The following is a 12,372-nucleotide window of genomic DNA, read 5'->3' as shown; positions in this document are numbered from 1 at the left end:
TTCTCGGAGCCAAACGACTAACGCGGTCGCCCGCCACGAGCGGGTATGGGCGAGTACGACGCAGTCGTGGTCGGTGCGGGCGTGGTGGGGTGTGCGGCCGCCCGCGCGCTCGCCGGCGAGGGTCGAGACGTGCTGCTGTTGGAGCGAGGCGACTTCCCGAACCCGCGGGCGACCTCGCACGGACCGAGCCGCATCTTCCGACTCGCCTACCACGAGGGCGAGATGTACGTGCCGATGCTTCGCCGGAGCCGACGGGCGTGGCAGCGACTCGACCGCGACGCGGAGGCCGACCTCTTTTATCGAACCGGGTCCCTGACCGTCGGGCCCGAGTCGGGCGACTCGTTCACCGGCGCGCGAGCGACCTGTCACACCCACGACATCGACCACGAGGTGCTGGACGCGGCCGCTGTCAACGACCGGTTTCCGGCCTACGACCTCCCCGAGGGGTACCGAGCCGTGTTCCAGCCCGACGGCGGGCTCCTCGACCCGGAGCGGTGTCTCGTCGCGCTCGCCGAGGCGGCGATGGCGGACGGCGCCGAGCTGCGGGCCCGCGAGCCGGTAGTCGACTGGACCGCGGGCGAGGACGGGGTCCGCGTTCGGACGCCGCGACGGGACTACGACGCCGACTCGCTCGTGGTCGCGTCGGGCGCTTGGGCCGCCGACCACGTCGCCGCGGTGGAGGGGTTGGTGGAGCGCGAGCGGCACGTTGCCTGTCGGATCCGGCCGCGGACCCCGGCCGCGTTCGCGCCCGACTCGTTTCCGGTGTTCGTGATGGACACCGAGGACGGCCGGCACTTCTACGGCCTCCCCCGGCATCGCGTTCCCGGATTCAAGGTGGGGGCGACCCACGCCGAGGGGAGCGCCGTCCATCCCGACGAGATTCACGACGCGGGACTGGCCGAGACGGAGGCGGCGCGCGGGTTCGCCCGCGACTTCGCGCCGACCGGTGACGGGGCGGTGCTGGGGACGAGGGCGTGCGTGCTGTCGCAGACGCCGGACGGGGACTACATCATCGACACGCTCCCCGACGGTGGGAACGTCGTCGTCGCGGTCGGGATGTCCGGACACGGGTTCAAGACGGCGCCGGTCGTCGGCGAGGTCGCCGCCGCGCTCGCCACGGACTCGGACCCGCCGGTCGACGCAGACCCGTTCGCTCTCGATCGGTTCGACGGGGTCGGTGACGGACGGGGGTAACCCCGACCGCTCGCGGTCGACGATCCGTCGACACGGGCGCCGACCGGAAGACACGGCGCGATCCGACGCCCGCCGTGCCGGGACGCCGTGATAAACGCGCTCCGGATTCCTCGTCATTTACGAATAATTATGATGAATTCGGCGGATCGGGTGAACATGGAGTTCCAGCTGACCGACGAGCAACGACAGCTTCGCGACGAGGTGCGGAAGTTCGCCGACGAGGAGATCCGGCCGGTCGCGACGGAGTACGACGTCGATGAAAAGTACCCGCACGAGGTCATGGAGAAGGCCGCCGAGATGGGCCTGCTCGCGCCGCACGTCCCGGTCGAGTACGGCGGCGTCGGGTACTCGTCGGTGGAGAACGCGATCCTGACCGAGGAGCTGTTCGCGGCCGACCCCGGGATCGGCCTCTGCGTCTCCAGCGCCGGGTTCGGCGCCGAGGCGCTGATGGAGTTCGGTACGGAGGCACAGAAGGAGCGCGTCCTCCCGGAGGTGACCGCCGGCGACGCGGTGATGGGCTCGGCGATCTCGGAGCCGCAGGCGGGCTCGGACGTGACGTCGGTCGAGACCCGCGCGGAGAAGGACGGCGACGAGTGGGTGATCAACGGGTCGAAGATGTGGATCACGAACGGCACCGTCGCCGACTACTTCGTCGTCGTCTGCGAGACCGACCCGGAGATCGACGACCGCTACTCCGGCTACTCGCAGATCCTCGTCGAGGGCGACCGCGACGGGCTCACCCGCGACAAGATCACCGGGAAGCTCGGTATCCGAGCGAGCGACACCGCGGAGCTCCGCTTCGACGACGTCAGGGTGCCGGAGGAGAACCTGATCGGCCAGCGCGGGATGGGATTCCTCCAGCTGATGCAGTTCTTCGACGAGACACGCACCGCGGTCGCCGCGCAGGGCGTCGGGATCGCCCGCGGCGCGGCCGAGCGCGCACTTGAGTACGCGGAGGAGCGCGAGCAGTTCGACCGCCCGATCAGCGACTTCCAGGCGATCAAACACAAGCTCGCGGAGATGCACACGAACACGGAGGCCGCCCGCTGGCTCACTTACCGCTCCGCGTGGGCGGTCGACAACGAGGCCGCCGATCTCACCGCGCTCGCGTCGATGGCCAAGGAGTTCGCCTCGCGGGTCGCCGTCGACGTCGCCGACGAGGCGGTCCAGGTCCACGGCGGCGCCGGCTTCGTCAACGATCACGACGTCGAGCGGCTCTACCGCGACGCGAAGATCACCCAGATATACGAGGGGACCACCGAGATCCAGAAGAACATCATCGCTCGCGAACTGCTCGACGAGGGGTTGTGAGCGACTCCGTCGGGTCGCTCGCGCCCCCCGCTCGCGACCGGTATATAAAAACCGGCGGCGGCCCTTCGTCACTGACATGAGCGACGGTGCGGACGCCGAGCCGGCCGGGAGCGCGAGCGACGGCGCGGACGCCGAGTCGGCCGGGAGCGCGAGCGGCGACGCGGACGCCGACGGCGTGACCCCGGAGGAACGCCTCAAGCGCCAGCGCGACGACCTCCGCCTGCTGAACCAGGTGATGCGCCACGACATCCGCAACGACCTCCAGCTGGTCGGGGCGTACGCCGAACTGCTCGACGACCACGTCGACGAGGACGGGAAGGAGTACCTAGAGGTCATAAAGCGCAACACCCAGAGCGCGGTCTCGCTGACCACGACGGTCCGCGACCTGGCCGAGGTCATGCTCCGGGAGGACACCGACCCGAGCCGCGTCGCGCTCGATAGGGTCCTCTCCCAGCAGGTCGAGGAGGTCCGCTCGGCGTACTCGGAGGCGGTGTTCACCGTCGAGGGATCGTTCCCCGACGAGGAGGTCGTCGCCGACGAGATGCTGAGCTCGGTGTTCCGGAACCTCCTGCGGAACGCGGTCCAGCACAACGACGAGACGCCGCCGACGGTGACGGTGTCGGCGACCCTCGACGAGGGCGAGGGCGTCGTCGAGGTACGCGTCGCCGACAACGGGCCCGGGATCCCCGAGGGCCAGCGCGACGAGGTGTTCGGGAAAGGAGAGAAGGGACTCGACAGCCCGGGCGCCGGTATCGGGCTGTACCTAGTCCGGTCGCTCGTCGAGATTTACGACGGGGACGTGTGGATCGAGGACAACGAGCCGAAGGGGGCGGTGTTCGTCGTCAGGCTCTCGCTGGCGGAGTAGGGCGCGAGGGCGTCGCCGGTCTCTCCGCCAGTCTCTCCGTCCGCGCCGCCAGCGCCGCCACCAACGCCGCCAGCGTCATCAACGCCGCCAGCGTGATCAACGCCACCAGCGTCGGTTCCCCGGGCGCACCGAGCGCGCTCACTCGTCGTCGTACTCCATCGCGACCGAGTTGATGCAGAACCGCTTCCCGGTCGGCTCGGGGCCGTCGTCGAACACGTGGCCCAAGTGGGAATCGCAGTTCGCGCACCGCACCTCGGTGCGGCGCATCCCGTGGCTCGTGTCGACCGTCGTCGTCACCGACTCCTCCTCGGCCGCGTAGAACGCGGGCCAGCCGCAGCCGGACTCGTACTTCGTCTCGGCGTCGAAGAGGACGGTCCCGCAGGCCCGACAGCGGTACTCCCCGTCGTCGGGGTGGTGGTCGACGTACTCGCCCGAGAACTTCGCCTCCGTGCCGCTCTCGCGGAGCACGCGGTACTCCTCCTCGGAGAGCCGCTCGCGCCACTCCTCGTCGGTCAGCTCTCCCGGGTCGACCGCGTCTCCCTCCTCGGTCTCGCTCATACGCCGAGTACGGGCCCCACGCCCAAGGCGGTTCCGGCGGGGTCTCGGTCGCCCCGCCCGGACCGGCCCCAAACCGTATGCCTGCGGGCACGGATCGACGTGACATGGCGCGCGAAGTCACCCACGAGGAGCGCGGTCCGGCGATACTCGACGAGTCCGACACCGGCGACGACGGCAAGATATACGTCTGTCAGTGCGGCCTCTCCGACTCGAAGCCGCTCTGTGACGGGTCGCACAACGCGACCGCCGACGAGGCGGACGGCGTCGTATATAAGTACGCGAACGACGACGCCGACGGCGAGCGGCGCGAGATCGACGAGATCGCGTCCGAAGACCGGTAAGCGAACCTGAGACGGTCGGGTGGTAGCGGGGAGGCGTTCGCTCAGGAGTCGACGGGAGGCCTCTCGTCGAGGAATGCGGCGATCTCGTTCGGACCGCCGGTACTGCCGGATTCGACGTAGGAGACCGCACAGGCGTTTCCACACGCCAGCGCGACGTCCCAATCCCACCCGCACGCCAGCGCGTGGCCGAGCCCGCCGGTGAATCGATCGCCGCCACCGGTGTGTCGGACCGGACGCTCGACGCTGTAGTTGCTGACCCGCAGACGATCGTCGGACGTGACGGCGGCGGCGGCCTCGTCTCTCGCGTGCATCACCGCGGCCGTGACGCCCGTCTCCGCTCGGATCGCGGCGAGTCGGGCGAGGTCGTGGTCGAACGGTCCGGACAGGGGCGCGGCCGTCGCCCGGACTTCCTGCCGATTGGCGGAGTACACCACGTCGAACGCGTCTTGGAGAGCGGCCATTGCGTCGAGCAACGCACCGATCTCGTCGGGCCCGCACCCGACGATATCGCCCGGGTCGAAAACGAAGGGGATCCGCGGGACGTCCGCGTCGCTCAGCCGGTGGAACGCGCTTTCGAGCCCCGCCACGGAGTCCCAGTTACTACAGCAGACGGCGTCACCCCCGAACACGTCCGGGAGATCAGCGACTCGGCGTACCTCCGCGAGGGTCCACTCCGCGACGTCGGCGGCCTCGACGAACATCACGTCCCGATCGCTGAAGCCGAACACGTACACGACCGCCGGAGCCCCCATCGACACGGTATCGAAGGGTAGCGACTCGAATACCGGCGCGTCGAGGTGGCCGTAACAGGTGACCGATCCGCCGAGCGCGTGGAGCTGTTTCGCCGCGTTGACCGCTTGGCCGCCGGGCTCGGTCGCCTCGACGGCGAACGAGAACGACGACCGATCTCCGAGGATCTCCCGGCCGAACGCGTCGCGGGTCTCCGGCGACTCGGCGTCGTCTTCGGCGACCGTACAGAAGTGGTCGACGCTTCCGTCGGGGAGCGTCGTCACAGTCGGAGACCCCGACTCAGTGAGACGCCGCCGCAGCCGATCGTAGGGCATGCGACACCTCCGTTCAGAGCACGCCCATCGCTCCGAGCCGCTCGGGGAGGTACGTGTCGGTGACGAAGTCGAGCCCGCGGCTCGCGAGCGACTGCTGTTCGGACTTCTTCCCGATGTCGAGCTGGAGCTCGATCTGCTCCTCCCAGTAGTCGGTCTGGAAGCGCGGGTCCTCCAGCTCCGACTCGAGGGCGTTCACGTCCGAGTCGGAGAGCGGGTCGGCCGGGAGGTCGTACTCGACGATGTCCTCGGGCTGGATCCCGACGAACTGCGCCTCCGGGGTCGCGAGGTACTTCGAGAGGTGCGCGGACTTGATCGAGCCGTACGCCACGGAGCCGTAGATCCGGTAGGACCACGGGTCGCCGTCGGCGAAGACGGCGATGGGGACGTCGAGCTCGTCGTGGACGCGCTTCGTGATGCGGCGGGTCGCTCGCGCCGGCTGGCCCTTTAAATGGATGACGAGGCAGTCGTACTCCTCGTCGAACCCGTTCTCGACGAGCCGGTCGCGCATCCCGCCGGTCTCCACCGCGAGCGCGAAGTCGATGTCGTCGTCGAGGAACTCGATCATGTCCGGGTTGTTCGGGATCTGGTACCCGCCCTCGCCGACGTCCTCCTGGCAGTGGATCTCGCGCTCGCCGCGGCGGGTCTGCTCGCGGATCTCCAGCGGTCCCATCAGGGTCGCCCCCGACTCCTCCGGACGCATGTGGAAGTCCTCGCGGGTGACCCCCGTGACGATCTCCAGGTCCTCCACGAGGTCGTTGGACTCGTCCTGCGACTTGAACTGGGCCTCGTCGTTGTCCCACGACTCCGAGAGGTAGTACAGCTCCCGCAGCGTCGAGGAGCGCCCCTCGTCGAGCTGATTGGCGAGGAACTCGATCGTGTACGCCGCCTTCAAAAGCTTCCGAGCGCCCCGAACCGAGTTGGCGCTGCGCGTCGACGTGCGGTCGCCGTACGTCCACACGCCGCTCTCCGTGTCGTACTCGATGTTGCTCTTCGTCCGCGTCGGGAGCTGCAGCTCCGGGATCTTCCCGCCCGCGAACTGGTCGTAGAAGTCGGCGGCCAGGTCGATCAGCTCGTCTCGTGCGTCTGTGTCTGTCGTCATTTACGCGTTCACCGTGAGTTTCTCCGTCTCGACGCCGCCGACGCTGACCTCGAACTCGGCGTCGTCGTCGACGGCGTACGTCAGTTCCCGCTCGTCGCCCGAGGGGACCTCGGGCTTCCACTGGACGAACCACTCGCCGTCCATGTCGACGACCGTCCCGTCCGAGGGGTCGGTCGGCTCGGTCGTGACGATATCGGTGATCTCCAACTGCTCGTTCACGTCCGAGTGGTTCTCGACGACCAGCGTCACGGTGCCGTCGGACACCTCGCGATCGACGCTGACGTTGTTCATGATCCGCGCCAGCGCGCCGTCGATGTCGGGGCGCGGGCGGCCCGTGACCTCGGAGACCTTGTCGGCCATCTCCGGGAGGATCTTCCCGAGCACGTCCTGCTTCTCGCGGCGCTGCTGCATCGAGCGGCGCTTGTTGAGGAACGACTTCAGCTCCCGAGCGGCCTCCCGCACGGCGAGCTCGATCTCGTCTTCGATCGCGGGGACGTTCGCGAGCGCGTCCTTCGACTCGCTCGTGAACGGGACGTTCGTGGAGGCGACGTGGATGCTGATCACGGCCGGCCCGTTCGGCATCCCCGAGCCGCCGGGCTGGTCGAGCCCGTAGTTGCGCCAGCCGATCGACTTGATCACGTCCGTCGTCGCGCAGGCGCCGCGCTGGTAGACGAGCGGGACGCGGTTCGCGAACCGGAGCAGCTCGACGGAGCCCTCCGCCGGAATATTCCCCCCGTAGGCGATGCCGGCCTCGACGATGAACGGGTCGCCGCCGTGGACCTCGGCGTCGCGGGTCGCCGCCGCGTAGAAGTCGGCGTCGTACTCCTTGCGGAGCCCGGCTTCGACGAGCTCGGCCGTGATGGGCGCGAGGCAGTCGGTCGGCGGCGCGAGGATGTCCGTGGTGCGCATCGCTTCGAGCAGGTCGGCCGCGGCGTCGCGGTCGGCGGCGACGTCGCGCACCTTCGGCGGGTCGTCCGGCACGGTGCGCGCCCGGGACCAGAACGCTTCGACGACGTTCTCGCGGGCGGTCTCTCCGAACGTCGCGTCGTGCTGTTCGGCGACGAAGTTCGCCGCGTCGGCGACGAGCCGATCCAGGTCGTCGCGAGCGATCCGGAAGGCGTCGCCGTCGAGGTTCAGGAACCGGCGCGTCAGCGCGTCGGCCATCGCCTGGACCGCGGCGTCGTCCTTCCGAGTCGACGTCGCCTCGTCGACGAGCGCGTACGCGTCGGCGACGAGGGGGGAGTCGGCCTCTCCCCCGTCGTCCTCGCCGTCGCCGGCCGCGTCTCCCGCGGCGGCCCCGACCGGCTCGCCGTCGGTGTCGACCCCGGTGATCGCCCGCCACGCCGCGTCGACCGCGTTCTCCCGGACGGTCTCGCCGAACGTCTTCCCGGTGTCGTCCTCGACGCCGTCGGCGACGTTCCCGACGATCGTCGCGAGCTCGGACCGGCTCAGCCGGTCGTTCCCCGAGACCGTCTCGGCGACGCCTTCCGCGAAGGCGGTCGTCGCCGCCTTCCCCTTGTTGGCCACCGCTTCGCTCACCGCGGCCGCGACGTCGCGGTCGTCGTGCGCGCGCGGCGGCGTCCACGAGAGCTCGCGCCCGTAGTAGACGTCCCGGAAGTTGTCGATGACGCTGTCCGCGGTCTTCTTGCCGACCCGCGTGAACTCCTCCTGGAGGAACCCGGACACCGAGTACGACTCGGTCGCCTCCAGCATCTTGATCAGCGCGCCGAGCTCGACCCCGTGGGGGTGCGGGCGGATCTCCTTCGTCTCAGCCGGTAGATCGTCGGTCGCGCGCTCGAACTTCATCGGCTCGTCGAGCCCCGGCTCGCGGAGTTCGATCCGGGCGTGGGGGTTGACGACCGCGGTGTGTTTCACGTAGTCGTGGAGCTGCTGACGGGCCCGCATGTTCGCCTCCATCTCCAGCTCGATGCGGGTGCCGTGGGGGCGGTCCCACGTCGCCTCCTCGTCCGCCTTGATCTCCGGCTCGTTCGTGTCGGTGTCGATGATGAGCTCGAAGTACTGCGCCCGCGACTGCCCCTTCGGGCGCGAGGTGATCTTCGCGGGCTGGCCGGACGTCAACTGCGAGTACAGTACGGCCGCTGAAATCCCGATTCCCTGTTGACCGCGATTCTGTTCACGTGTATGAAACCTCGAACCGTACAGGAGCTTCCCGAACACTTTCGGGAGCTCCGCTTTCGTGATGCCCGGCCCGTTGTCCTCGATGACGAGCCGGTAGTAGTCGCCCACCTCCTCGATCTCGATGTAGATGTCGGGGAGGACGCCGGCCTCCTCGGTCGCGTCCAGGGCGTTGTCGACCGCCTCCTTGACGGCGGTTACGAGCCCGCGGGCGCCCGAGTCGAACCCGAGCATGTGCTTGTTCTTCTCGAAGAACTCGGCGATGGAGATCTCGCGCTGGCCCTCGGCCAGCTCCTCCGCGATCCCCTCCTCGTCGCCGATCGTCGACTGGAAGGACGTCATTCGGTACCCCTCCCTTCCACCGAGGCACCTAAAAACGCACCGCCGGCGCGGTGAAAGTGGATCCCGGCGTCAGACGCCGTCTCATTCGGATATATTGGTCGCTCTCGCGTTGTGGACTTCGGGCGACTGCGAGAGCGCTTCCGTCGCGACCCTGTCATCAATAATTTAAAATAACATAAAATTATTGTATATAGTGGCACGGTAACATGTGCCTTGTCAACGACCGTGCCGGGAGGCAGCACACCCATGGCAAACGACGACGCGAGTGGAGAGCCGAGTCGAGCGCGAAACGCGGACCGACCGCGGGACGCGAACCGACGCGGGGTTCTCCGGGGAGTGGCCGCGGCCGGTGCCGCCATCGTCTGGGGGTCGTCGACCGTCGCAGGCAAACCGGGCAACGGAAACGGCGGAAGCGACTCCGGAGGAGGCAAATTCCCTCCGAAGCGACTGACAGAGTACGGGAGACCCATAAAACTCGGAAAGGGTATCGTCAGGACGTTCACGAAAGTGACGCCATCGGGAGAAACGGAGTACCACGGTGTTGAGTTCGACCGCGCGGCGCTGGAAGCGTTACCAAGTGCAGAAGAGCTCAAGAATGCCGCAGAGAGCTCAGGCCACGGTCCATACGCGGATAAATATAACCCGACCGGGGAGGCGCTGGAGGTGCACTACAAGTACTCGCTTCAGTTCTTCGTCCCGTTCCCGGACACGGCAGACACACCATTCACGTTCTTGGGACTCAACTGGAATCCGGGCGGTCACTTCGGCGGCAAGGGCGCGTGGCTCAAGCCGCACTTCGACATCCACTTCCATATGCTCGACCCCGCGACGGTCGACGCCGTCGAGGGGCCGCGGCTCCCGCCGTATGACACCGGGAACGGGGAGTACACGTCCGGAAGCCCAGCACCGGATTTTGATGGAAAGGTGACCGACACGAATTTCGATTACGACCAGCTCCCCGAGGGGTACGCGCGGGCGCCCGATCCGGTCGCCGACCAGCGATACATCAGGGACATGGGCGAACACACGGCCCCTGCGGACGCGCCCGAACTACCCGACGGACCGGACGATGTCGGTGATCCGGGTGCCTTCGATAACACACTCATCCAGGGGTTCATCGGTGACGCCGACTCGTCGCGTCTGGCGTTCGTCGAGCCGATGATCACGCGAGAGTTCCTCCGGAATTTCAACGGCAACGAAGAGTACAGCGTCCCACAGCCGGATGCGTACCCGCACGACCAGCGGCACCCGACCAAATACAGAGTCCGCGACGTTCCGTCGAAGGACGTGATCGCCGTGGTGCTCGAGAAATTCGAGCAGGTTTGATCGCGGGGGCGCGTCTCGTTTCGCGCTGTATTTATCCGTTACCGGTTCGCCCGCCGACAGCTTTCTCCGCGTGAGACCCCTTCCGTCTCCCATGTCAGGCTGGACGACCGACGAGATGCCGCGACTGGACGGAAAAACTGTGGTCGTCACCGGGGCGAACAGCGGACTCGGCTACGAGGGGACCCGTGCGTTCGCCGAAAAGGGGGCGACGGTCGTGATGGCGTGCCGGAGCGTGCGGCGCGGCGATCGCGCCGCCGACGAGATCCGACGCGAGAGCGCCCTCGATCGCGAGGACCTCAACCTCGACGTCCGCGAGTGCGACCTCGCCTCCCTCGACTCGGTAGCGGCCTTCGCCGAGGGACTCGCCGCCGACTACGACGCGGTCGACGTCTGCTGTAACAACGCCGGGGTGATGGCGATCCCGCGGAGCGAGACCGAGGACGGCTTCGAGACCCAGTTCGGCGTCAACCACCTCGGCCACTTCGCGCTCACGGGGCGCCTGTTCCCGCTCTTGGACGCCGCCGAGGGGATCGGCGGGGCGGCCCGCGTCGTCACGCAGTCGTCTGGCGCCCACGAGCAGGGCGAGATGGACTTCTCGGACCTCAACTGGGAGCGCTCGTACGGGAAGTGGAAGGCGTACGGCCGGAGCAAGCTCGCGAACCTGCTGTTCGCCTACGAGCTCCAGCGGCGGATCGCCGACGCGAGGGGGAACGACGGGGGCGACGACCCCGAGATCCGAAGCGTCGCCTGCCACCCGGGCTACGCGGCGACGAACCTCCAGCACCGCACCGCGGAGGCGAGCGGTAACCCCCTGATGAAGGTCGGGATGAAGGCCGCGAACGCGGTGCTCGGACAGGACGCCGCGACGGGCGCCCTCCCAATGCTGTACGCCGCGACCGCCGACGTCGACGGCGGCGCCTACGTGGAGCCGGGCGGTCTCATGAACATGCGGGGGACGCCGACCGTCGGCCGGTCGAACGACGCCTCGTACGACCGCGCGGACGCCCGCCGGCTCTGGGAGTACTCCGAGGAGGCGACCGGCGTCGAGTTTCCTATTTAAAAGAAACCGCGGCGACTAATGCAGCGTGCCCTCCCGCACGCGGTCGTCGTGCGCGAACAGCGCGTAGCCGACGTCGACCGCGCGGTGACCCGTCTCCTCGGCGATCTCGCGGATCGGTTCGATCATCGTCACGTAGTCGGCGGCGTCGAACGACTCCTTCCGCCCGTCGAGATACCCCAACCGCTCCAGCGACGCCCAGACGCGGGTGTCGACGACGGCGTGGCGGTCGCCGTCGAGCGCGGCGACCACGCACGACGCCGTCGGCGCCTTGAACCCGGTGAGCCCCGTGATCAGGTGGATCGTCGAGAAGTCCCCGTCGACGGCGCGGGCGTTGCGGGTCACCTCCCGACAGCGCCGCTCCGGGTTCTTCCGGACGTGGTACGCGCTCCGCGTCGACGACTCGTAGGCGATGTCGTACAGCTGTTCGCGGGTCAGGTGCCCCTGCGCCCGGTACCTGTCGCCGAACTCGTCGAGCCGCTCGGGGAGGACTCCCTGCGTCTCGGCGTAGCGGTCGAGGTGCTCGGCGACGAACTCGTCGAGGTCGTCGACGTCCATGTCGGCGTCCTCTGGCTCGGAGGTCAAAACACCGGCGACGCCGCTCGCGGTGTAATATACGCGGAACGCGTTTCGAGAGCTGTCCGCCGTCGCCGGTCGCGGGTACGGCCGAGCGAGCTACAGCCGAGTGAGGTTCGTCGCGCGCGGACCCTTGTCCGCCTCCTCGATCTCGAACTCTACCTCCTGGCCTTCCTCGAGGTCCGGGCCGCCGACGTCTTCCATGTGGAAGAATACGTCTTCGTCAGCGTCGTCAGTCTCGATGAATCCGTAGCCGCCGGTGTCGTTGAAGAAGTCGACCTTACCTGTCGCCATCGCATTCGGACACACTCCCGACTGGATGATAAGTGTTGTGTGCGCTCCGATCCACCCGTATTCGACGCTCTCAGACCCGGACAGGCTCTATGTCCGTTTTTCCGGACCGGATCGCCGCGGCGGACCCCTTCGCGGCCGGAACGTCGGAATCGCCGCCGGTCGCGCGCGGCACCGTCCGCGCCCGCATCGGCCCGCGAGTCGGATCGCGA

At 68.2% G+C, this 12,372-nt stretch carries 12 protein-coding genes; 6 read left to right on the top strand and 6 right to left on the bottom strand.

What is annotated here, in order from left to right:
* The first annotated feature begins 45 nt into the window (after window positions 1-45).
* The 3 genes from solA (at window position 46) to DJ74_RS07275 (ending at window position 3,370) form a co-directional block, all read left to right on the top strand.
* Entirely contained in the window at window positions 46-1,194 is a 1,149-nt protein-coding gene (gene solA / locus DJ74_RS07285) for an N-methyl-L-tryptophan oxidase (RefSeq protein ID WP_094526817.1), read from the top strand.
* A 156-nt stretch (window positions 1,195-1,350) separates the two neighbouring features.
* A complete protein-coding gene (locus DJ74_RS07280) occupies window positions 1,351-2,505 on the top strand; it encodes an acyl-CoA dehydrogenase family protein (protein ID WP_094526816.1) in 1,155 nt (384 codons plus the stop codon).
* A gap of 76 nt (window positions 2,506-2,581) precedes the next feature.
* On the top strand, window positions 2,582-3,370 hold the full coding sequence (locus tag DJ74_RS07275) for a sensor histidine kinase KdpD (protein WP_094526815.1): 789 nt from the start codon (window positions 2,582-2,584) through the stop codon (window positions 3,368-3,370).
* A 138-nt stretch (window positions 3,371-3,508) separates the two neighbouring features.
* Here DJ74_RS07275 and msrB read toward each other — a convergent pair whose 3' ends face one another.
* Window positions 3,509-3,928, bottom strand: a complete 420-nt coding sequence (msrB, locus tag DJ74_RS07270; RefSeq protein WP_094525515.1) for a peptide-methionine (R)-S-oxide reductase MsrB — start codon at window positions 3,926-3,928, stop codon at window positions 3,509-3,511.
* A 104-nt stretch (window positions 3,929-4,032) separates the two neighbouring features.
* Here msrB and DJ74_RS07265 point away from each other — a divergent pair, with 104 nt between their 5' ends.
* Complete coding sequence (locus tag DJ74_RS07265; RefSeq protein ID WP_094525514.1) at window positions 4,033-4,269, top strand: CDGSH iron-sulfur domain-containing protein; 237 nt, start codon at window positions 4,033-4,035, stop codon at window positions 4,267-4,269.
* Between the two features lie 41 nt (window positions 4,270-4,310).
* Here the strand turns inward: DJ74_RS07265 and DJ74_RS07260 are convergent, their stop codons facing one another.
* The 3 genes from DJ74_RS07260 to DJ74_RS07250 are packed head-to-tail and all read right to left on the bottom strand — an operon-like array spanning window position 4,311 to window position 8,910.
* On the bottom strand, window positions 4,311-5,333 hold the full coding sequence (locus DJ74_RS07260) for a PfkB family carbohydrate kinase (protein WP_141212681.1): 1,023 nt from the start codon (window positions 5,331-5,333) through the stop codon (window positions 4,311-4,313).
* Window positions 5,334-5,346: 13 nt separating this feature from the next.
* On the bottom strand, window positions 5,347-6,432 hold the full coding sequence (locus tag DJ74_RS07255) for a DNA topoisomerase IV subunit A (RefSeq protein ID WP_094526813.1): 1,086 nt from the start codon (window positions 6,430-6,432) through the stop codon (window positions 5,347-5,349).
* Window positions 6,433-8,910, bottom strand: coding sequence for a DNA topoisomerase VI subunit B (locus DJ74_RS07250; RefSeq protein WP_094526812.1), 2,478 nt, complete (start codon window positions 8,908-8,910; stop codon window positions 6,433-6,435).
* A gap of 246 nt (window positions 8,911-9,156) precedes the next feature.
* Between DJ74_RS07250 and DJ74_RS07245 the strand changes: the two genes are divergently transcribed.
* Both DJ74_RS07245 and DJ74_RS07240 read left to right on the top strand, forming a co-directional pair.
* Window positions 9,157-10,236 (top strand): hypothetical protein, encoded by a 1,080-nt coding sequence (locus DJ74_RS07245; RefSeq protein ID WP_094526811.1) that lies wholly within the window; start codon window positions 9,157-9,159, stop codon window positions 10,234-10,236.
* A 91-nt stretch (window positions 10,237-10,327) separates the two neighbouring features.
* Window positions 10,328-11,296, top strand: coding sequence for an oxidoreductase (locus DJ74_RS07240; protein WP_094525509.1), 969 nt, complete (start codon window positions 10,328-10,330; stop codon window positions 11,294-11,296).
* A gap of 15 nt (window positions 11,297-11,311) precedes the next feature.
* Here DJ74_RS07240 and DJ74_RS07235 read toward each other — a convergent pair whose 3' ends face one another.
* On the bottom strand, window positions 11,312-11,851 hold the full coding sequence (locus DJ74_RS07235) for a hypothetical protein (protein WP_094526810.1): 540 nt from the start codon (window positions 11,849-11,851) through the stop codon (window positions 11,312-11,314).
* Between the two features lie 117 nt (window positions 11,852-11,968).
* Window positions 11,969-12,163: a cold-shock protein gene (locus DJ74_RS07230; protein ID WP_004045866.1), complete on the bottom strand. Its 195-nt coding sequence runs from the start codon at window positions 12,161-12,163 to the stop codon at window positions 11,969-11,971.
* Between the last annotated feature and the right edge of the window lie 209 nt (window positions 12,164-12,372).

The sequence above is a fragment of the Halorubrum sp. Ea8 genome (assembly GCF_002252925.1).
Classification (GTDB): domain Archaea; phylum Halobacteriota; class Halobacteria; order Halobacteriales; family Haloferacaceae; genus Halorubrum.
This window is presented reverse-complemented; position numbering and strand designations above follow the sequence as displayed.

Coding starts and splice junctions, on each gene's coding strand:
- DJ74_RS07255 (WP_094526813.1), bottom strand. CDS start 6,432: ATGACGACAGACACAGACGCACGAGACGAGCTGATCGACCTGGCCGCC.
- DJ74_RS07245 (WP_094526811.1), top strand. CDS start 9,157: ATGGCAAACGACGACGCGAGTGGAGAGCCGAGTCGAGCGCGAAACGCG.
- msrB (WP_094525515.1), bottom strand. CDS start 3,928: ATGAGCGAGACCGAGGAGGGAGACGCGGTCGACCCGGGAGAGCTGACC.
- DJ74_RS07275 (WP_094526815.1), top strand. CDS start 2,582: ATGAGCGACGGTGCGGACGCCGAGCCGGCCGGGAGCGCGAGCGACGGC.
- solA (WP_094526817.1), top strand. CDS start 46: ATGGGCGAGTACGACGCAGTCGTGGTCGGTGCGGGCGTGGTGGGGTGT.
- DJ74_RS07260 (WP_141212681.1), bottom strand. CDS start 5,333: ATGCCCTACGATCGGCTGCGGCGGCGTCTCACTGAGTCGGGGTCTCCG.
- DJ74_RS07235 (WP_094526810.1), bottom strand. CDS start 11,851: ATGGACGTCGACGACCTCGACGAGTTCGTCGCCGAGCACCTCGACCGC.
- DJ74_RS07265 (WP_094525514.1), top strand. CDS start 4,033: ATGGCGCGCGAAGTCACCCACGAGGAGCGCGGTCCGGCGATACTCGAC.
- DJ74_RS07250 (WP_094526812.1), bottom strand. CDS start 8,910: ATGACGTCCTTCCAGTCGACGATCGGCGACGAGGAGGGGATCGCGGAG.
- DJ74_RS07280 (WP_094526816.1), top strand. CDS start 1,351: ATGGAGTTCCAGCTGACCGACGAGCAACGACAGCTTCGCGACGAGGTG.
- DJ74_RS07230 (WP_004045866.1), bottom strand. CDS start 12,163: ATGGCGACAGGTAAGGTCGACTTCTTCAACGACACCGGCGGCTACGGA.
- DJ74_RS07240 (WP_094525509.1), top strand. CDS start 10,328: ATGTCAGGCTGGACGACCGACGAGATGCCGCGACTGGACGGAAAAACT.